Origin of the sequence: Solibacillus sp. R5-41, assembly GCF_002736105.1 — a bacterium.
In the GTDB taxonomy this organism is placed as follows: Bacteria; Bacillota; Bacilli; order Bacillales_A; family Planococcaceae; genus Solibacillus.
The window spans coordinates 213,461-235,000 of record NZ_CP024123.1; the positions used below are offsets into that span (position 1 = coordinate 213,461).

17 protein-coding genes and 1 rRNA gene (1 of these 18 running past the window's edge) are annotated in these 21,540 nt (G+C 37.2%); 12 read left to right on the plus strand and 6 right to left on the minus strand.

Annotated elements, in window-relative coordinates; genetic code table 11:
* Positions 1 to 7: 7 nt before the first annotated feature.
* From nadB to nadA, 3 genes are read left to right on the plus strand one after another with little or no spacing between them, the layout of a single operon-like run.
* Positions 8 to 1,636, plus strand: coding sequence for an L-aspartate oxidase (nadB, locus tag CSE16_RS01045; protein ID WP_099422164.1), 1,629 nt, complete (start codon positions 8 to 10; stop codon positions 1,634 to 1,636).
* The gene (gene nadC / locus CSE16_RS01050) at positions 1,548 to 2,408 is read left to right on the plus strand and encodes a carboxylating nicotinate-nucleotide diphosphorylase (protein ID WP_099422165.1); all 861 of its coding nucleotides are present in this window, start codon (positions 1,548 to 1,550) and stop codon (positions 2,406 to 2,408) included. Before nadB ends, nadC begins: the two co-directional genes overlap by 89 nt.
* A 4-nt stretch (positions 2,409 to 2,412) precedes the next feature.
* Positions 2,413 to 3,501 (plus strand): quinolinate synthase NadA, encoded by a 1,089-nt coding sequence (gene nadA, locus CSE16_RS01055; protein ID WP_099425714.1) that lies wholly within the window; start codon positions 2,413 to 2,415, stop codon positions 3,499 to 3,501.
* A 60-nt stretch (positions 3,502 to 3,561) separates the two neighbouring features.
* Here nadA and CSE16_RS01060 read toward each other — a convergent pair whose 3' ends face one another.
* Genes CSE16_RS01060 through CSE16_RS01070 form a run of 3 tightly spaced genes read right to left on the minus strand, consistent with a single transcriptional unit; the run spans position 3,562 to position 6,076 of the window.
* Positions 3,562 to 4,362, minus strand: a complete 801-nt coding sequence (locus CSE16_RS01060; RefSeq protein ID WP_099422166.1) for an ABC transporter permease — start codon at positions 4,360 to 4,362, stop codon at positions 3,562 to 3,564.
* On the minus strand, positions 4,340 to 5,095 hold the full coding sequence (locus tag CSE16_RS01065; RefSeq protein WP_099422167.1) for an ABC transporter ATP-binding protein: 756 nt from the start codon (positions 5,093 to 5,095) through the stop codon (positions 4,340 to 4,342). The genes CSE16_RS01060 and CSE16_RS01065 overlap by 23 nt, the downstream gene beginning before the upstream one ends.
* On the minus strand, positions 5,096 to 6,076 hold the full coding sequence (locus tag CSE16_RS01070) for an ABC transporter substrate-binding protein (protein WP_099422168.1): 981 nt from the start codon (positions 6,074 to 6,076) through the stop codon (positions 5,096 to 5,098).
* A 925-nt stretch (positions 6,077 to 7,001) separates the two neighbouring features.
* Here CSE16_RS01070 and CSE16_RS21620 point away from each other — a divergent pair.
* Complete coding sequence (locus CSE16_RS21620; protein WP_216641127.1) at positions 7,002 to 7,718, plus strand: hypothetical protein; 717 nt, start codon at positions 7,002 to 7,004, stop codon at positions 7,716 to 7,718.
* A 929-nt stretch (positions 7,719 to 8,647) separates the two neighbouring features.
* Here the strand turns inward: CSE16_RS21620 and CSE16_RS01085 are convergent.
* A complete protein-coding gene (locus CSE16_RS01085; RefSeq protein ID WP_099425716.1) occupies positions 8,648 to 9,979 on the minus strand; it encodes an arsenic transporter in 1,332 nt (443 codons plus the stop codon).
* Positions 9,980 to 10,532: 553 nt separating this feature from the next.
* Here CSE16_RS01085 and CSE16_RS01090 point away from each other — a divergent pair.
* From CSE16_RS01090 to CSE16_RS01105, 4 genes are all read left to right on the plus strand, one after another.
* Entirely contained in the window at positions 10,533 to 10,835 is a 303-nt protein-coding gene (locus CSE16_RS01090) for an ArsB/NhaD family transporter (RefSeq protein ID WP_256376316.1), read from the plus strand.
* A gap of 144 nt (positions 10,836 to 10,979) precedes the next feature.
* Positions 10,980 to 11,660, plus strand: a complete 681-nt coding sequence (locus CSE16_RS01095; protein ID WP_099422170.1) for a DUF2642 domain-containing protein — start codon at positions 10,980 to 10,982, stop codon at positions 11,658 to 11,660.
* Between the two features lie 442 nt (positions 11,661 to 12,102).
* Positions 12,103 to 12,765: a DedA family protein gene (locus tag CSE16_RS01100; RefSeq protein ID WP_099422171.1), complete on the plus strand. Its 663-nt coding sequence runs from the start codon at positions 12,103 to 12,105 to the stop codon at positions 12,763 to 12,765.
* Positions 12,766 to 12,837: 72 nt separating this feature from the next.
* The gene (locus CSE16_RS01105) at positions 12,838 to 13,452 is read left to right on the plus strand and encodes an NUDIX hydrolase (RefSeq protein WP_099422172.1); all 615 of its coding nucleotides are present in this window, start codon (positions 12,838 to 12,840) and stop codon (positions 13,450 to 13,452) included.
* 179 nt (positions 13,453 to 13,631) lie between these two features.
* Here the strand turns inward: CSE16_RS01105 and CSE16_RS01110 are convergent, their stop codons facing one another.
* Entirely contained in the window at positions 13,632 to 13,865 is a 234-nt protein-coding gene (locus tag CSE16_RS01110; protein ID WP_099422173.1) for a hypothetical protein, read from the minus strand.
* A gap of 602 nt (positions 13,866 to 14,467) precedes the next feature.
* Between CSE16_RS01110 and psiE the strand changes: the two genes are divergently transcribed.
* Together psiE and CSE16_RS01120 are read left to right on the plus strand one after the other, a co-directional pair.
* Positions 14,468 to 14,896 (plus strand): phosphate-starvation-inducible protein PsiE, encoded by a 429-nt coding sequence (psiE, locus tag CSE16_RS01115; protein WP_099422174.1) that lies wholly within the window; start codon positions 14,468 to 14,470, stop codon positions 14,894 to 14,896.
* Between the two features lie 519 nt (positions 14,897 to 15,415).
* Positions 15,416 to 16,822 (plus strand): GGDEF domain-containing protein, encoded by a 1,407-nt coding sequence (locus tag CSE16_RS01120; protein WP_253896229.1) that lies wholly within the window; start codon positions 15,416 to 15,418, stop codon positions 16,820 to 16,822.
* A gap of 627 nt (positions 16,823 to 17,449) precedes the next feature.
* On the opposite strand, the gene CSE16_RS01125 is transcribed toward CSE16_RS01120, so the two are convergent.
* A complete protein-coding gene (locus CSE16_RS01125; protein WP_099422176.1) occupies positions 17,450 to 18,937 on the minus strand; it encodes a carboxypeptidase M32 in 1,488 nt (495 codons plus the stop codon).
* Positions 18,938 to 19,112: 175 nt separating this feature from the next.
* On the opposite strand from CSE16_RS01125, the gene CSE16_RS01130 reads away from it, so the two are divergent.
* Together CSE16_RS01130 and CSE16_RS01135 are read left to right on the plus strand one after the other, a co-directional pair.
* Positions 19,113 to 19,493: a hypothetical protein gene (locus CSE16_RS01130; RefSeq protein WP_099422177.1), complete on the plus strand. Its 381-nt coding sequence runs from the start codon at positions 19,113 to 19,115 to the stop codon at positions 19,491 to 19,493.
* Between the two features lie 666 nt (positions 19,494 to 20,159).
* Positions 20,160 to 21,540 (plus strand): 16S ribosomal RNA (locus CSE16_RS01135) (it continues 176 nt past the right edge of the window).

Genomic DNA, 21,540 nt, shown 5'->3' on the forward strand with positions numbered 1-21,540 from the left:
GAGTTGTGTGAACGTTCAAACAGACATCGTCATACTTGGAGGTGGCATTGCTGCATTGCAAGCCGCACGAAAACTTGGGAATCATTTTAAGGTTCATCTATTAACGAAAGCAGATTTTACAATGAGTAGTTCTTTTAAAGCACAGGGCGGGGTTGCTGCAGTTGTTACGGCCAATGATCACCCTACATTACACATAGAAGATACGCTAGTGGCAGGTGAATTCCACCATCATGAAGAAAATGTAAAAACATTAGTTGAACGCGGTGCAAATTATGTAAAGCAATTATTGAACAATGGATTTCCTGCTGACTATACAGAAGAAGGGAATTTATCGCTCGGTTTGGAAGGGGCACATAGTAGGCATCGAATTGTGCATGCTGGTGGCGATGCAACTGGGGAGAAAATAATCGACTATTATATGGAAGAATCCCGTGAAATACCTCAGCTTTTCATGAATACTTATGAATTTGCATATGAACTGTTATTGAATTGTGATGGAGAATGCTGCGGGGTACGTGTCAAAACAGCAGAGGGTGACAAAACGTATTATGCCTCTTATATTATTTTGGCAACAGGTGGTGCAGGTGCTTTATATAGCTGTACATCCAATCAACCAAATAGCTACGGAGATGGTATTGCTTTAGCTTACTTAGCGGGTGCAGAAGTGACGGATATGGAGTTTGTCCAATTTCATCCAAGTCTACTGTATGTAAATGGGGCATGTGGTCTTGTTTCAGAAGCCGTTCGAGGGGCCGGTGCACGATTTGTTGATCGTCATAACACACCGATAATGGCAGGCAAACATCTATTAGGTGATTTAGCTCCGCGCCATATTACCGCGTATGAAATGTATAAAATGCGTGCAGCGGGTGAAGAGGTATTCATCGATATTTCAATGATTGAGTCCTTTGACAAAAAATTTCCGACGATTACAAAGCTTTGCCAAAAGGAGCAAATTGATTTAACAACGGGTAAAATCCCAGTGGCACCGGGAAGTCACTTTTTAATGGGGGGCATTGTAGCAACTGTAAAAGGTGAAACATCCATTCCGCGCTTATTAGCGATCGGTGAAGTTGCGTGTACTGGTGTACATGGTGCGAATCGCTTAGCAAGTAATTCCTTATTAGAAGGGATTACATTTGGGCATTTAATGGCGGAGTATATAGTACAAACCGCGACAAAACAGCATAATTTCATGTTAGTAGCTCGACCGGTAGCGATGAACTTCCCACCACTTTTACAAAAGGAAATATTGCAAGATGCGATGTTAGAGGCAGCAGGAATTGTACGTTCTACCGAAGCATTAGAAGCTTTATTGGCACAATTACCGACAGCTTGGCATCAGATGGACCTCTCCAATGCTAGTCAAGAACAGATTGAACTGTATTTTATGCATGTGACCGCCTCTTTAATTGTACAAGCTGCCCTCCTACGAACAGAATCACGCGGAGCACATATCCGCCGGGAATATAAGCAACAACATTCAGAGTGGACAAAAAAATGGATTGTCTTTCAACAAGGCAATGTGAATGTGAGGGATACTTTATATGAATACAATCAAATTAAAAGCGATGTTAAAGCAGTTTTTCAACGAGGATATAGGGGATGGCGACCTTTCAAGCGAGTCCATTTTTAGTACGACAGAGCAAGGTGTTTTTACGTTTTATGCCAAACAAGATGGTATTTTTTGCGGTAAGCAAATTATTGAGATTGGTTTTCCTTTACTGGATTCGAATTTGCACGTAACGGTTTTCAAACAAGATGGTGAAAAGGTTCAAAATGGGGAGCAAATTGCACGCATTGAAGGTGCTTTACGAAGCCTTCTAACAGGTGAGCGTGTCATTTTAAATTGTATTCAACGTATGAGTGGAATTGCGACACAAGCGCATGCAGCTGTGCAACTAACACAAGGCACGCACGCACATATTTGTGATACGCGTAAAACGATCCCAGGTCTACGAATGCTGGATAAATACGCTGTACGTGCAGGTGGTGCATACAATCATCGCAGTGGTTTATACGATGCGATCATGTTAAAGGATAATCATATTTCCTTTGCTGGTGGGATTACCGAGGCTGTGCAAACGGCACGAGGGAAAATTGGACATACCGTGAAAATTGAAGTGGAAATTGAAACGAAAGAACAACTAATTGAGGCCATTACAGCAGGTGTGGATATTATTATGTTTGATAATCGTACACCCAAGGAAATTAAAAGTTGGTTACCACTTGTACCAGCGCATATCGCAACAGAAGCGAGTGGGGGCATTACACTCGACAATTTACGAAGTTACGCACAATCCGGTGTGCAATGGATCTCATTAGGTGCATTAACACACTCAGTCACTGCGTTAGATATTAGTGCATTGGTGGAACAGAAAGGAGCGGTATCAGTTGGTACTTACTAAATTTATGGATAGTTCCATGCTACCTGAACAATATAAAACATTAACGATTTCAGAAATGGAAATGCGTATACATGCGATTAAAGAAAAATTAGGTGAGAATTTGTTTATTCCAGGCCATCATTATCAACGTGATGAAGTCATTCAATTTGCAGATACGGTAGGGGACTCTTTACAGCTTGCGCAAGTGGCGGCGGCTAATAAAAAGGCAAAACATATCGTCTTTTGCGGTGTTCATTTTATGGCTGAAACCGCCGATATGCTAACGGAAGATGGGCAAATCGTTTATTTACCAGATATGCGCGCGGGTTGTTCAATGGCAGACATGGCTAATATTTATCAAACGGAAGAGGCGTGGGTGGAACTACAAAAATTATTCGGTGATACAATCATTCCATTAACTTATGTCAATTCAACTGCTGCGATTAAAGCATTTACAGGGAGAAATGGTGGTGCATGTGTCACAAGTTCCAATGCCAAAACACTTGTACAATGGGCATTCACTCAAAAAGAACGCCTCTTCTTCTTACCAGATCAACATTTAGGGCGCAATACGGCTTTTGATTTAGGGATACCACTCGATCGAATGGCTATTTGGAATCCAATAAAAGGTGAACTGGAATTTGAAGGGGAAAACAAGGAACAAATTAAAGTGATTTTATGGAAAGGTCACTGCTCTGTCCACGAAGGTTTTACAATTTACAATATCCGTGAAGTGCGAAAAAAGTATCCAGACATGAATATTATTGTGCACCCTGAATGTTCACGCGAGGTCGTTGCACTATCAGATGACTTTGGTTCTACTAAATACATTTGTGATGTTATTGAAAAGGCACCTGCTGGATCAAGCTGGGCAATCGGTACGGAAATGAATCTTGTGAAGCGTTTAATTGCCACTAATCCAGACAAGCATATTATTTCATTAAATGAAAATATGTGCCCATGTTTAACGATGAATCGAATCGATTTACCTCATTTACTATGGGCACTTGAAACAATTGAACATGGAGACAAAGGAAACGTCATTCAAATAGATGAGCTAACAACGAAAGAAGCCATTTTATCCTTAAATCGAATGTTACAGCATAGTTCTTGATATGGATTTCATTCAAAAAAAAGCTTAGTGGAAATACTGTCGCCTCTAAGCTTTCTTTCGTTAAAAATTAAATTTTTTCAACAAAAAACGTTCAATCATTTCCACGCACTTATACATAAATGTTGCCAAAATCACAATCATTATGAGCGATAAAAACACGAGATTGAAGTTGAAAATTTGGAACCCTGAAATGATTAAATAGCCAAGCCCCTGCGATGAAACTAAAAACTCGCCGACAATGACCCCAACCCAACTCAACCCAACATTCACCTTTAGCGTAGAAATAATTGTTGGAATCGAGGCGGGAAGCGTGACATGCTTAAATGTTTGCATCTTACTCGCACTAAATAGTTGCATGACTTTTAAATAATTTTCATTCACTTGCTGGAATGCTGAAAAAATAACGAGCGTTGAAATAACGACAGAAATTAAAATCCCCATCACAATGACCGCTAAAACGTTCGGACCAAAAATAACGAGAATCATTGGGCCAATCGCGACTTTCGGCATTGCATTTAAAACAACGAGGTACGGGTCCATCACCTTTGCGACAGTCGTGGAGGACCATAGGAAAATGGCGAGCAATGTTCCTAAAAGCGTACCTAACAGAAAGCCGACAATTACTTCCATTAACGTAAACAATACGTGAGGAAAGAGCGTAGCATCCATCACTTTTATAATAAATAATTTTGCTACGGCAAGAGGGCTGCTGAAAATTAGTGGATCAAGAATTCGAAAATGGGTAGTGATTTGCCAAAATAGAAAGAGGAGGACGAGTAAAAGTAATTGATACAGTCGAATTTTACGTTTTTCGAGTTGCCGTTTTCGTTTATATTGCTCATGTAACGTTTCCGTATCCATTTGCTTCGAGCTCCTTCCAAATGGTTTGGAATAATGGCTGGAATTCAGGGGCGTTTCGTGCATCAAATGGCACTAAATTTCGTATTTCGTCTGGAATTGTAAAGGATTTGAGGATGGTACCAGGTCGATTGCTAAATAAATAAACTTTATCGCTCATCGCGATGGCTTCACCAATATCATGTGTGACCAAAATGGCGGTTTTTGAAAACTGCTTTAGCGTTTCCGAAACAAAATTTTCAAGGTCGAGCTTCGAGTGAAAATCAAGCGCGGAAAAGGGTTCATCTAGAAGAAGCAATGTTGGGTCCACAGCGAGTGTCCTTGCAAGAGCAATTCGTTGACGCATTCCCCCAGATAGTTGCTGGGGGTAGAGATTTGCTGTATGGGCTAGGTGGAATTGCTTTAATAATTCCTCAACAATTTGCCCCTCTTCTTTATTTAAAATCGTCAAACCGAGCGAAATATTTTCTTCGATTGTTTTCCAAGGAAATAAATAGTCCTGCTGGAGCATATAGCCGATTTCAATCGAAGGGGATTCATGAGTAATAATGCCAGAAGTAGGTTCAATTAATCCTGCGATGATGGATAGAAGGGTCGATTTCCCGCAGCCACTTGGTCCAATAAATGATATAAATTCGCCTTCATTGATTGAAAATGAAATGTCTTTTAGTGCAGTTGTATGGGAATGATCAGAGAAAAAATGGTGCTGAATATTACATACTTCGATGAAAGCCATCTACTTCACAACCTCATCAGCAAATGATCGATTCACAAGCTCTTCGTATTTTGCATCATAATCTAGCACGCCAGCCTCCGTCATGACATTTAAAAGGTTTTGGAATTCTTCTGCATCAATAATCGGATCTGTTGCATAAGACTGTTGGTCGCGATATCGTGTTACGACTTTTTCAATAAGTGCTAGGTCAGTATCTTCAAAGTAAGGCGCGATTGATTTAGCAACATCAGCAGCGGATTGCTCATACACCCAGTTTTGCGCCTTGTATAATGCCTTTGTAAAGCTTTCAATCATTTCTTTATCATTTTTAAACTTACTTTCTTTCGTCATAAACACTGTATACGGAATATGACCAAGTTCTTCACCGAATGAAGCAACAATTTTCCCATTGCCCTGTTGTTCAAAAATACTCGCAGTCGGTTCGAATAGTTGCACAAAATCCCCTGTACCTGATGCAAAGGCATTTGCAATATTTGCGAAATCGATATTTTGAATAAGGGTTAAATCCTTATGTGGATCAATATCATGACCTTTCAACACAAATTCACCAGCCATTTGTGGCATTCCACCAACACGTTGCCCTAAAAACGTACTACCTTTTAACATCGTCCAATCAAAGTTTTCAATATCTTCACGTGCAACTAAAAATGTACCGTCTGTTTGTGTTAGTTGTGCAAAGTTAACAACGGCATCGTTTGGATTTTGGCCTGCTACATAAATGGATGTTTCGGCACCAATTAATCCAATATCAATACCATCAGAAAGAAGTGCAGTCATCGTTTTATCGCCACCAGGAATCGTTGATAATTCGATGTTTAAGCCTTCCTCTTCAAAAAAGCCTTCTTCAATCGCAGCATAGAGTGGTGCGTAGAAAATGGATCTTGTCACTTCACCAATCTTCACATCCTGCATTTCTTTATCGCCACAGCCAACGAGTAACATTATGACACCAAATAGGCAGACGTAACGAATCCATTTCATTCAACCATCCTTCTCTCTCTTCGTAATATGACCTATCATATGCGGTATAGAAATGATACGTGCCTATGTGGGTTGGTGAGAAGGTTGATCCGATGAGTAGAGAATTTAGTAGAGCCGAACTAACGATATTTCCATTACAATAAAATGAGTTAGAAAAAAATGTAAAAAAAGTGCGCATTAATTGTCCTATTTAGTAGAAAGAGGGGAGCATATGTATCCAAAAATATGGACGTATCGTTCGGAAATAGCTGACAGTCATATAAAAGAACAGCTATCTTGAATTTTACTCTAATTTCCCTCGTGAAGATTTCAGATTTAAATTCCACTTAGTTTGGTAATGAATATCCTATTGTTAACCACTTTCATATCCTCAGGTACATCATTACTATTCGGCATGGTTATCTCGTTCCATCTATCATTTGTCTTTTGCAAAATCTCCCTTTCTTCTGAGAATCCTAACAATTCACCATAACCGACATATGAACCACATAAAATGGTATATGTATAATAGCTTGGTCCTAACTCTCTCCTTGATTGGTTGTATAGTAAATTTTCCTATTTTATATCACAGCTATATTGTTGGTAATTGAATAATCGATGTTCTCAATCATGTGGTCTAATGAAAGCATTTTCACTCCTTTACTTTTTGATGTTATACATGCCCATAATTCTTTTTCCGTTGCCGCATATAATTAATCATCCATATCAAACCACGCATGTGTTACATAATTATTAGCTTGTAGTTCTTCTTATTTTTCTCTGTTGTTATGGCTCCATTTAATAAAAAACTGGGTGTGCTTTTTTTTGTGAAAAATGCTAGAAGAAAAACGGTGAATTTTTGCCTAAATAGGCATTTCCCATAGGTTAATTATTCAAATACACATATAGATAGCAAGCAAGACAATATAAATTGGAGGTTAAAAGAATGAATAAAAAACTTCTTCTTTCATTAATGAATAAAGTTGTAAGGATAGATCGGGGAGGACCAGAATCACGGATTGGAAAGTTAATGGCTGCTGAAGACGATCATTTCGTATTACTTACAGAAAGTGATGGCATTGTTTATTATAGAACGCAACATATTAAAAGTATTACTGTCAATTCAAGAGATGGGATGGAATTTAACGTCGAAGTTCCAGCGGCGGATTCGTATTTACTTGCACCGGACTTTAAAACGATTGTAAGTAACCTACATTACAGTTGGGTTAAAGTGAATCGTGGTGGACCTGAAATGTTAGAAGGAATTATGAATGAGGTTACAGACGATTATATTACCATTTTTTCCAAGGACGAAATTATTCGCCTAGCCATGTATCACGTACGCAATATTAGTTTTGGAACGACTAGTAAAAAAGAAGGTGAAGGTAAAGATAAAGGTAAAGATAAAGGTAAAGATAAAGGTAAAGATGGAAAAGAAAAAGCTAGTGAAGGAAATGACGACAATCAAAACAATAACGCAGCAAGCAATAATGTAGCAAATGATAACGCAGCAAACAATGATACAGCAAACAGTGATACAGCAAACAATGATACAGCAAACGATGATACAGCAGACAATGATAAAGCAAAAAATGATAAAGCAAAAAATGATAAAGCAAAAAATGATAAGGGGGAAAATCTAAGACCTCGCAGAAAGTTCTGATTTTTTTATAATATACGGTCAAGTGATTAGAAAAAATTTTTATCATTGTACAAATCCTAACTAAAGGAAGGAGGAAGCAATGTGATTATGCTCCTTTACTTCTCTATCGTTGGGGGATTAATTTATAAAATATTTGTTGCTACACCTAACGAACGGAGCAAAGACATAACAATCAAGTCTACTCAATCAACGATTATCAAACATGAGGTGGCTGATATGAATATTGGATAGTTCAAATACAATCATATTGGTTGTATTTATATTAACTATTTCACTGTAAGACCGAAATTAAATAACGCATAAAATCCACCTGGCACTTCCGGTACGATAGAAGTATCAAATGAAGGAAGTGCTTTTCTTATGCTAACGAGCAAAGTAACATTTGTCTCCGTAAAACTTGATCCGAGTACAGATGAATCTTTAATAACAATTCCCCAAAGATTTCCACTAGCCCTTGCTACGTGATTAAAACCAATAACGTAGAAATTTTCCTCTTTAATGCTGTAGATGAGCGCATTATTCAAATCATTATGAAGGAATTGAACAGTCGGTGAGATATAATTTTACGAGTGTGTAAAATTATGGATTTACTAGAATACGAAAAGGTATTGGTGGTCTCGCTACGCTCATTAAGGTTCTTTTGAACTGGAGCTATATAGCGATGCCTTCTACTTGAGCTTGTCGGAAACAGCTAAAGAAAAAGGTATCAACTTTTATCAGCAACCAGAAACTTTACATAACTACATGTCTTGGTCGAAAAATATTCAAGTGATTTGCGCAAAATAGCCATCTATCCGAAAAAATTCAGGATAGATGGCTATTCATCGTGTGTTCTGAAAAGGTTCGATTTTTTATTGTATTTTAGGCTTAATGCGTAATTGTTAATTAATTGGTAATTAGTATAAGAAAAGCACTTACTTACATATACATTAAAATAGCCAAGTAACCCAGTAATATAACAGTACTAATGTAAACAATACTGTCGGCGGTATAACGATAATCGTAACTTTTATATATTGCCACCAAGTAATTTTTACATTACCTTTTCTGACAATATGCATCCACATGAGAGTAGCTAGCGTTCCCATTGGAATAAGTAATGCACCCATATCACTTCCAACTACATTTGCCAGATAAGCAACCTTTAAAGAAAGTGGATCTAAATCCATGTTCATGAGCGTAATTGTCCCAACCATTAGAGCTGGGTGATTATTAAATATATTGGAGAGTACTGATAGAAGTATTCCCATCATCACACTTGTATGAAGTAAGTTCCCTGAAACTAAAGGACGCATAAATCCAATCAGCCAGTCTGTTAAACCGATATTGTTCAATCCATATATAATAACGTACATACTAAACGCAAAGATGATAATGTACCATGGCGTTTTTTTCAACATATCTCCTGGTGCTACCTTTAAATATGCCCATCTCCATCCTAAAAGTATTAGGGAGCCTAAAACGGCCATTAGTGAGACTGGAATGTTGACATATGAAGCGAAAAAGAGGCTAATACGTACAGCAAAGACGAAAAATAGGATGTTGCGCATAAACTTTGAACGATCTGCTCCAGAGTTATAAATGGAGTTTTGCATGAGTGGATGATAAGACGGGAGAGATATGCCTTTTACGTTTGTAGGGATGACTTTCGGTAAATCCTTCCTAAACTTTAGGAATAAAAGACCGACTAAAAGAAATAACCCAAGCGTTGCTGGAACAAACATCATTGCCGCATGTGAATACAAACTCATATCTACGATTTTTAAGGCAATTAAATTCACAATATTACTTACGCCAATTGGAGCACTGGAAGCAGTTGCGATTAACGCTCCGGATAGTAAGTATGGAATCTTATGATGATTTTTTAAATTCATATTATTTAATAACATAACTAGAATAGGGGTTGTTATTAAAATACTACCGTCATTATTGAAAAAGAGTGTCATGAGAAAACATAAAAGATTGACATACCAAAACAATCGGATACCTGAGCCTTTTGCTTTTTCAGCCAGCCTTTCTGCTACCCAGTTAAAGAATCCAAAACTTTCTAAGACGATTGCCATAACAATCGTCGCCATAATGGTTATGGCTGCTCCACTTATCGTTTCAGCAATACTACCGAGTTCATTCAGCGTAACACTACCGCTCATGATGACAACTATTGCACCTATCGTGGCGGGTATTGCTTCATTAATGCCTCTAGGTCTCCAAAGAATAAATATTAGTGTAAAAAGAAATGCTGAAATGGTTATCCAAGCCATTGTTTGCATAGTTTTTCCTCCTTCCCAACTTATTCCCAAATTCTATCTATTTACATAGATTTAGATTTTTCCCTCATATTAAAAATCTGCCTATATCACCTCTCCTAGCTAACCTAGTGATTTTGCCTTCCACTTATTTATATGTACATAGGTAAATCCTCGCTTGGCTTAGTACCTACTTTAAAAAAATATTATTGAATCTATTATCAGTTGCCTAAACATCGTAAACCTGTCCTTTGAGGTTTACATTACTACTAATAGTTCGTGAGTTAATCCCCATTAGATTAATCTACTTTTTCTGTATCTCTTAAAAGTGAAAAATTACTCATTGCATTGTTTGATATAGTGCCTCTATAAATTCAATTTCTAAAAGTTTTCATAATCGTCGGTTCTATATGTATGATTACCGCAATTGTTTCACTGTTATTAAGTCATTAGAAGGTGTGTAGTATTTGGTGCTTACATTTTGTGAATTCCGTTTGAAATAATGGATTAGAAATAAAACCGGGTTTACAGATAACATAAAAAATTCGCCAGGGTACTTTTTATTCGCATTCAATTTGTATGTAAAATAGTTTATGGTCATAAAAATGTAGGATTAAATGAAATAACCAAACAAACTTTTAAAACTTATGTAGAACTTGATTTATTGAACGCGGTCATTGTATGGGGTCTACTATCTACCTTGGCATCATATATTTTTAACAACCTTCATACAGTTATGATCGGTACTTTGTCGATTTTGGACATTTGCCTCGATCCCTTACTACTACAGGTTGCTTATTTAGCAAATGTGATTGGAAGTGATATTGGGGCATTATTATCGCCTATAGGTACATTAGCAATGCTCATTTGAATGTTTAATAAAAGACTCGGAATAATAATTATTTGGAGAAGTTAACTAAGAGTGACGACTATGTTTATCCAATTGGTCTAATTGCAAGTTTGTTTAGTCTGTATTTATGGGAGCCTTGATATTTGAATAAAAGGAGGGAAGTTTTTGGAAAATTTAATTCAAGAATTCGATAAAGAAATTGTTAAAATGGAGATAACGGGGAAAAAAATCCTCAAAGGGAAAATTATCGATAATAGTAGCGAGTTAGTAGTTTTATTTGATGGTAAGGAATTCCTTTACATTCCTGTTTGTCATATTCATGAAATAAAAATTGATTATTTTAATGAAGATGGACTCAAAATACCTTCAACTTTTACACGGGATATAAATTTTATCGGTAAAAACGAAGAAATGACGTTCTTAAAAGTTTTAACGAAATCTTTAGGAATCTATTTAGAAATTCATGTGTTAAATAATCAGCCACTGCATGGTTATATATCCAATATTCTAGATGATTATATTGTATTCCAATCGCCTATTTACAAAATGATGTTTATTCCAATTAGGCACGTGAAAATAATAGTACCTAATAATCAAAATCAAAAACCATATTTATTATCTGATGGGGATTTTTCAATCAATGTAAGTAACGAAAATTTCCCAAGCACTTTTGATGCACTAATTGGAATTTTAAAAAATAAACTTACAGTATTAAATATAGGTGAAAAGAACAATTTTACAGGACTGATATGTGAGATTAAAGGAACAATGATCGCGTTTCAAACAGCAAAGGAGAACATTATCTATTATAATCTTCAGCATATAAAAACTATTCATAATCCATAATTTTCCTTTTATAGACTACACAAACTATTGTAAGTATGTGTGGTTTTTTTAGCTATTGCATGCGTTCATCCCACATAATATGTACTATTGAGTCATTTTTTGATATGATTGTCGTAACATAATAAAGGCAATGTTTATTCCCGTAATCAACAATTTTGATTATGGGTTTTTTTTATTTAGCCCATATGCGCTTGATTGGGGAATGCCCACATTATTAAACTTCTTTCAGTAGGTGTCCAAACACCAGATGAAATAGTAGAACTTTGGCTAAGAACACCGCGTAGTGCGGCAACATCTGAGTGACCAACATCGTGTTGGCCCAATGATCTCTACGGATGTCATAGATTTTTAAGAGGTGTTTTTCGAGCATGTTCAAAAAATCTGGACAAAAGTAAGCAGAGGCGTAAATGATAAAAAAACACTAAGGGGATGAGGGAGAAGATTGGCAGGTTTAGCTCAAGCGATTCACAGTATTGAACTGTTCCTAGATGTTATGTTACAGCAATACGGGACGTTTATTTATATTATTTTGTTTCTCATTATTTTTAGTAAGACCGCTTTTATTATTTTTACCTTTTTACCAGGGGATGCACTCGTTTTTGCGGCAGCCATGTTAGCAGCCATTGGAGAATTGAATGGATGGATTTTATTTGGGTCGCTTCTTTTGGCAACGATTGCAGGGGATGCGCATAATTTTTTTCTAGGAACCTTATTTCGGAAAAAATTCGGAATGCGTATGCTAAATCGATTTATTTCAATAGAAACCATTGTGAAAACAGAGAAATTGGTTGAACAGCGCGGGGGAGTAGTCATTATATTTTCTAGGTTTATCCCACTAATGCGCACAACAGTACCATTTGTTTGTGCCTATACAAATTATCCGTTTCGAGGTTTCTTATCGGCTAATAGTATAGGTGGATTTTTCTGGCTATTGCTTTGGTTTGGCGCGGGGATCTCATTAGGACAACTGGAATGGATGGAAGATAACCTAGTGTATGCGTTAATGATTGTCATGTGTATTCCATTTATTATTCCCATTATTTTTTATATTTTCAAGCTTATTCAGAAGCAACGAACGTTAGTGAAAAATAAGAAATCATTGTAATCATTTGTCTTTTCAAACAACCGTACATTCATGATACGATAGAGACATATAAGAAATAAGGTGGAGAATTTTATGTTTTTAGATAAGTTGAAGGGACAGCTAAATGGGCCGCAACCATTATTTTTAGGTGAGGAGTCAGCTTTCCGTTCAGCTGTATTAATTCCATTAGTAAATGTTCATGATGAATGGCATGTATTGTTTGAAGTGCGTGCCTTTACGATGAGAAAGCAGCCAGGAGATATTAGTTTTCCAGGTGGGAAAATTGACGCAACGGATGCTTCACCACTTGCAGCTGCTTTAAGGGAAACTCATGAAGAACTAGGTGTTGACCCAGAAACGATTGAGGTATTAGGTAAACTCAGTCCGTTTGTGCTATCTCCATCCTTTGTTGTTTATCCATTTATCGGGATTGTTGAAGAATCACAGCTTCATACATATAATAATGATGAGGTGGAGGAGGTTTTCATGGTACCGGTGAAATGGTTGCTCGAGCATGAGCCTTATATTCATTATGTACCGGTTGAACCGAAACCATCAGCCGATTTTCCATATGAAAAGATTGCGAATGGGGAAAACTATCAATGGCGGACGAGCCAAATGGAAGAGTGGTTTTTTGAATACGGGAACTACACAATATGGGGCTTAACGGCAAGGTTATTAAAGCATTTTGTAGAAAAGCTGAAGTGAAAAAATCCACGTAATCATGACACGGCTGGAGTTCAATATTTGGACTCAATTATGCCAATGAGTCATTGATTTAACGTGGATTTTTATTTTTTATCTTTCTAAGATGAAAAGGCTGTTATGTAGTGTGAAGAAACAAAGAATCAAATAATCAAAAGGTTATTCTTGTATAGCCATGAAAGTTAAGGGAGCATGAAGGATTTTTGCGTGATGTTGTTTTTAATTTCGCAGGATTTTGCCCCATCTAAATAAGCTTCAATGATGAAGAGCTCCTCCGAGGTAAATGTTTTAACGGTCTGGATATCAAGTGGTTGTGTGTTGGCGCGATGCATGGAAATAATAAGTGTGTCATTGTTTGTGTGAAAGTGAAGTCGTTGATCCTCTGCAGTAGTAATGATCACTAAATAAATTTTCATTCAATCACCTCTCTGTCTTTATTATAATGTCAAAAATAATAGATGTAAATTAAATACTGAAAATTCAAAATATGAAAACCCCTAAAAATAGCGACTCCTACTTGAAATGGTAGGGTCGCTTTTTCAATTTATTCACTTTAAATACTCTAACTTCCGATAGTAAATCTTCAACAATGCTTTCTAATGCTTCAGCTGTAGCTGAAATTTTCTCCACCGTGCATAGCTGTGCTTCTGTAAAAATGGATAAGGATTCAAAAAGTTACCTTGACTTCGCTAAAATTGCACAACTACTTCAATTTTTCCAACGATAAAATCACTATCATTCGAAATTTGATTCGCATAATTTTGAATTTCTTGTAGCTACTCGGTCAAGTTTTGGATTAATGTTTTAACCTCAAGGAAGTTTGCTTCTGATTAAGTGAAATGAAGTACGGTGTATGAAAAGGGAATGTAAAACATGTAAATATACTTACGATTGTGTAAAAATTTCAACTTGTGGACGTAAACGGTTTCATTATGACAATTTATGTAACTATTTCAAATAACCATTTTTTTGTACAATAAAAGCGCATATCCTATTTATATGAAATGGAGGAATGCGCATGGAGGAGAAGCTGAAAAAGATTCACAGTATAAAGAAGGTAGTGCCCCAATTCTTCCAAGTTGTTTTAAACATTGGCTTGACGATTTTAGCGCTTGTTTTAAGTGTGATGTTATTTGTGGAAATTATTGATTTTTTGCAAATGGTTTTTTCCACTGAAAAGCGGGATTATAAATATTTTTTAGCTAATATTCTCGTATTCTTTCTTTATTTTGAGTTTATCACGATGATTGTTAAATACTTTAAAGAAGATTATCATTTTCCACTACGCTACTTTATGTATATTGGTATTACCGCAATGATTCGGCTCATTATTGTCGAACACGATAGCGCGATAGATACACTGTTATTTTCGCTTGTCATACTAGTGCTCATTATTGGGTATTACATTATTAATATTACGCCACGTGAACGTCCGTTTAAAAAATAAAATTCACAAAAGTGCCTGCTTAATTTTCAAGTAGTGCATTTTTTTAATGGATATTTATCTGACATCTAAATAACTAGGAAATTAGTGTAATGGGTAATAAACGAAGAATTTCATAAAAAAGGATTAATAAACTTATTTTAAATGGTATGTAATAGTATAATAAGAGTTTAAGTATTGTCTCGATCAATTATGCCAAGGCGTAATTGTGTCCAGATTTTTTTGAGCATGCTTGAAAAGCTCCTTTAAAAATCTGTGACATCCGCTGGGGACTTTGGGCTAACACGATGTTGGTCACTCAGGCGTTGCCACAAGGCGCGGCGTTCTTAGCCTGAGTTCCCCCTATTCAACCAGGGTTTAAACACCCACTGAATTAAGAGTATGTTCGGCACTCATCCCCCACTTTTAGTATTGGAGGACTTATGCTGAGGCAAGTTAGAAAGGGAATTCTAGAAACTTAATTTTGTAAATAGAAATTTTGTAATTTAGTGGGTCGTAAATGGAGGGATTACTTTGGGGGAAATGTTAACGTTAGAACAACAGCAAAATTATTATGATCGCGCCCAACAATTCCTTATAGCCGGTGATTATAAACAAGCGGAAGAATGGCTACAAATTGTTATTACAAGTGCCTCTCAGCATCAAGATTACCCAACTTATACCGCTGCCAATATTACACTACTTCGAATTTTGATGAATTCAGTTAGATATGATGAGCTCTTTCCGGTTTTAGAAGGCGTTTCACCTTATATTTCGCGTTATGCAACAGATGTAGATGAATTTTCATATCGATCTACACGTGTGATATTTCATTACACAGCAGGTATTGGGACACCGCTAGAAGATTTAGAGCAACTGTATAAGGAATCAAAGGAAAAGCATTTTTTACCGCAATTTTATAGTGCAGGGAATAATTTATTGCATGTGTATTATGAAAAAGGCGATTTTGAAAAAGGGATACTACTTGCGAACGAACTAGAAACATTAACTGACCATTCAAAATTCCATGACCCGGTTATCCCGTTTGTATATTATGTCAATTCATTTAAACTTTATTATCGCACAGGTAATTTTCATAAGGCAGAAGTTAATGTCCATGCAATTGAAGCGCAAGATTTGCATAAAAAAGTCCCGACGCTTGAGAATCACTATTGGTTTTGTAAGGCATTGGTGGAGGCACAACATGGCTGCTTTAAGATGGCGTATCATTATTTTGATAAAGCACTTAATGGGATGGACAATAAATACTATTTTTTATCCGAGCTGGAGCTATGGATACAGGTATTAAACATGAAGGGGAAAACCGATGATGTTATTTATTATCAAAAAATAATGATTAAAACGTTACGGAACTATGTCAACAATGAAGAAAGTTTACGCCGCACAAAAATTATAGAGCAAATGACGACTGCCAATTTAGAGGGACGATTGCATACGGATCGTTTAACAGAAGTGAAAAATCGGGCATTTTACGAAGATAAACTATTAAAAAGTCGCTTGTATATGAATTACACAGTTGCCATTTTTGATATTGATAAATTTAAAGCTATTAATGATAAATATGGTCATCTAATAGGGGACCAAGCACTCAAATTTATCGCCTCACATGTTGTAAAACAGTTGCCAGAACGAGACATGGACATGATTCGTTACGGAGGAGATGAATTTATTTTATTATTTCCATATCATAAAGATGAAGTGCATGATTTGATTGTTTCGCTACATAATAGTATTTCAAACGAAGATTTCATTATTAGAGAAACGAACGAAAAATTGACTATACAAGTGAGTCTAGGGATAGGTTATACGAATGAAGAGCCCGCAACATTAAAAGATTTATTTAAAATAGCAGATAAAGCCTTATACAAAGCAAAGGAAAATGGTCGAAATCAAATTCAAGTTTTAAAGTTTACAAAGCATAGTAGCTAATCAAGTACTTATACTTTCTGAGGAATGTATAAGTGCTTTTTCCAATTGTACAAGTTAGTTTTGTATAAGGAGAAAAGGATGCGAGGAAATAAAAGTAGCCATTGTGAAAAAATAGATTATGATTAGAAGGAATACAGAAACGTCGGAGGATTTATAATGAAGAATAAAAAAGGTGTATTTATGGCAGTGGGCATGGTAATCGTGATCGCAACAGTGCTTGATGTATTGTTTAAAGGAATTGGTTATCAGCTATTACAAAAGTTATTGTAGTATAAAATTGTATCTTCTCCGAATGATAACAAGGTATTTGACCGGGAATCAGGTACCTTTTGTCATTTGGATTTATTCGCTAATTTTAAAGAGGGAAATAAAACATTCTCAATATTTAAAAATATATTATTTTTAACCTATTTTTAACCTTTGTCCTTTATAACTATAAGTGAACCATTTAACAAAACGTACCTTATCCCGTTTTGTTTTAGCTATGGTTTTTCTCTTTCTCCTTTTACCTTATTCTTTCCCATCTACCTTTTACGTTTTTATAAGTAAAAGGCTTTTTTTTCTTTTAAAACCGCCCTTTTCGGATAAACGAAAAGGGCGGTTATATTATTTAGTAGCTTCCCAAAATTAAAGTTGGTAAAGTTTTGTATACTTTTGCTGTAAATATTCTGCTAAATATTTTGCAGTTAATGCTTCCCCTGTGCCTTCTTGAATTAATTCAAGGGGCTTTTTCAATGCACCGAATTGGTGAACCTTTGTCGTTAACCATTCACGAATAGGTGATAAGTTACCGCTTAGACATAATTCGTCGAAATTTGGAATATCTTGAATCATGGCATGTTTCCACTGCGCAGCATACATGAAACCAAGTGCATAGCTTGGGAAGTAACCAAAGCTGCCATCACTCCAGTGCATGTCCTGCAAAATTCCTTGCGCATCATTTTCTGGGCGGATGCCTAAATATGCTTCATATTTATCGTTCCAAACGTTCGGTAAATCCTCTGCTCTTAAGTCGCCGTTGAAAATTTCACGTTCAATTTCATAACGAATCATAATGTGAAGTGGGTAAGTTAATTCATCTGCCTCAATTCGAATAAATGAAGGCTCTGAAAAATTGATCGCCTTTAAAAAATCTTCCACGTCCACATGGGCAAATTGCGCAGGTGAATGTTTTTGTAAAATATTAAAATTATGTTTCCAAAAATTCTCGTTGCGCCCGATAAAGTTTTCATAAAATAATGACTGGGACTCATGGATACCCATTGACGCGCCTGTTGATAATGGTAGTCCGTTTAGCTGAGGGTCAATATTTTGCTCATAAAGTGCATGCCCACACTCATGAATCGTGCCGAAAAGTGCAGAACGGAAATCCAGTTCATCATACTTTGTCGTAACGCGTATGTCGCCACTATTTAAGCCAATCATAAATGGATGAACCGTTTCATCTAAGCGACCTGCTTCAAAATCATAGCCAAGTTGTTTTAGTAGCACCAAAGAAGCCTCTCGCTGCCCAACTTTCGGGAAATGCTCAAATAAAATTGCTGTATCAGGTTTATTTGGTGATGCTTGAATCGCCTTAACTAACGGCACAATTGTTTCTTTTAGTTCGCCAAAAAGCGTGTCCAATACATCTGTTGTCATTTCTGGCTCATATTTATCGAGTAGTGTGTTGTAAGCAGAGCCATTTTTTATACCCCAATATTGTACGAATTTCTTTTGATAAGTGATTACTTCTTTTAAGTAAGGTAGGAAAATTTGATAATCCGATTTTGCCTTGGCTTCCTCCCAAGCAGCTTCTGATTTTGCTTTTAAAATGGTATAAGCTTTGAATTCATCTGCTGGGATTTTTTTCGATTCATCATAGGATTCTTTGACTTTCTCATACAATCGACGGGTCACGAAATCTAGCTTTTCCGGTTCAAGCTGCTGCAGCGTATTACCTAATTCATCGCTCGTTTGTAAGGCGAATAATTCAGCGGACAATGTACCAATCACTTCTGCACGCTGTGGTAACCCTTTGCGCGGAGCCCCAGTACGCATATCCCAATAAATAACGGACAGCGCCTCAGAATAGTTTTGCATTTTCTTCACATAGTCGATAAATGTTTGTTTCATGGGTAAACACTCCTTTCATTAATAATTATAAGAGTAATGAATGGTTTTTTGCTAGAAGGGGTAAGAAAAATATTCATAAACAGTTAAAAAAAGGGGGATGTAAAAATCAAGTACTATTCTTGAAAAATTTTATGGACGCTTGAATATGCTGTGAAAATATAAAGGGAGGATTATTATGGGTGCCAAATGGATAAAAATATCGGCAGTCTATTTAGTAATGGGTATTCTTTTCGGATTGTTCATGCATTATACAGTTCAACTTCAATGGGGAGCAACACATGCGCATATTAATGTAGTGGGCTGGTTGTCCACAGGGCTAATAGGTGTGATTTATTCAGTTTATCCAAAAGCAGGAAACAGTCGTTTGGGAGTTATTCATTTTTGGTTGCAAAATATTTCTTTACCATTTTTATTGGTGGGAATGATGTTGATTCATACAGACTTCCCAAGGTGGATGATGGAATTTTGCGTATCAGGTGGAGGAATCGGATTTGCACTAGCTATTTTAATTTTTTTAATGAATATTTTCCAAAACGTTGAGCCGAGTCGTCAATAATAGAATCAAAGTGCAAATTGATAAAATGGCAAGCCGATTTCATTTTAATCGGTTTGTCATTTTAATTTTGTTTTGTGGATCAATTATGTAGTGCTCCGTATGTATTTCTCTTCATACTCTTCAATGATTAATTCTCTATACACCGCATTTCACATTAATTACCTTGTAATTAAGTTAATAATATTTTCAAGTACACACATACTATTCAATAACATTGCCTGTTCATTTAATGGGTTATTGTACATTAAATGATTGGGGGTTATCAAACCTAACGTCAATTTAAATGCATATCATCCAATTGTTTTGCAAAAAAAATTAAGAGAATTTTATTCAAATAATAATAGACTGGGGTATATTTTTGTTGCTGCATATTATATTCGGAGAGGATTTTAAGTAAAAATAATAATTTATATATAAATAGGAAGAAAAGTGTAGTGATAAAAGTTTTTTAAAAAAGTTTTCAAAAAGTGTTGACGATTATTGAAAAGGGGTGTAATATTCTAAGAGTCGTCAGTGACAAGCTGATAACAACGAAACAACATGAACCTTGAAAACTGAACAAGCAAACGTTAATGATTTAAACGTTTAAGTGATGAACTTAAACAAAACATAGATATCAACTTTATGTTGATACGCTAGCAAAGCAAATGAGCTTTCAAACTAACTTTTATGGAGAGTTTGATCCTGGCTCAGGACGAACGCTGGCGGCGTGCCTAATACATGCAAGTCGAGCGGACTTTCATTGGATGCTTGCATCCTTTGAAAGTTAGCGGCGGACGGGTGAGTAACACGTGGGTAACCTACCCTGTAGATTGGGATAACTCCGGGAAACCGGGGCTAATACCGAATAACACTTTTGAGCTCATGTTCGAAAGTTAAAAGATGGTTTCGGCTATCACTACAGGATGGGCCCGCGGCGCATTAGCTAGTTGGTGAGGTAACGGCTCACCAAGGCAACGATGCGTAGCCGACCTGAGAGGGTGATCGGCCACACTGGGACTGAGACACGGCCCAGACTCCTACGGGAGGCAGCAGTAGGGAATCTTCCACAATGGACGAAAGTCTGATGGAGCAACGCCGCGTGAGTGAAGAAGGATTTCGGTTCGTAAAACTCTGTTGCAAGGGAAGAACAAGTAGCGTAGTAACTGGCGCTACCTTGACGGTACCTTGTTAGAAAGCCACGGCTAACTACGTGCCAGCAGCCGCGGTAATACGTAGGTGGCAAGCGTTGTCCGGAATTATTGGGCGTAAAGCGCGCGCAGGTGGTTTCTTAAGTCTGATGTGAAAGCCCACGGCTCAACCGTGGAGGGTCATTGGAAACTGGGAAACTTGAGTGCAGAAGAGGATAGTGGAATTCCAAGTGTAGCGGTGAAATGCGTAGAGATTTGGAGGAACACCAGTGGCGAAGGCGACTATCTGGTCTGTAACTGACACTGAGGCGCGAAAGCGTGGGGAGCAAACAGGATTAGATACCCTGGTAGTCCACGCCGTAAACGATGAGTGCTAAGTGTTGGGGGGTTTCCGCCCCTCAGTGCTGCAGCTAACGCATTAAGCACTCCGCCTGGGGAGTACGGTCGCAAGACTGAAACTCAAAGGAATTGACGGGGGCCCGCACAAGCGGTGGAGCATGTGGTTTAATTCGAAGCAACGCGAAGAACCTTACCAGGTCTTGACATCCCATTGACCACTGTAGAGATACAGTTTTCCCTTCGGGGACAACGGTGACAGGTGGTGCATGGTTGTCGTCAGCTCGTGTCGTGAGATGTTGGGTTAAGTCCCGCAACGAGCGCAACCCTTATTCTTAGTTGCCATCATTTAGTTGGGCACTCTAAGGAGACTGCCGGTGACAAACCGGAGGAAGGTGGGGATGACGTCAAATCATCATGCCCCTTATGACCTGGGCTACACACGTGCTACAATGGACGGTACAAACGGTTGCCAACCCGCGAGGGGGAGCTAATCCGATAAAACCGTTCTCAGTTCGGATTGTAGGCTGCAACTCGCCTACATGAAGCCGGAATCGCTAGTAATCGCGGATCAGCATGCC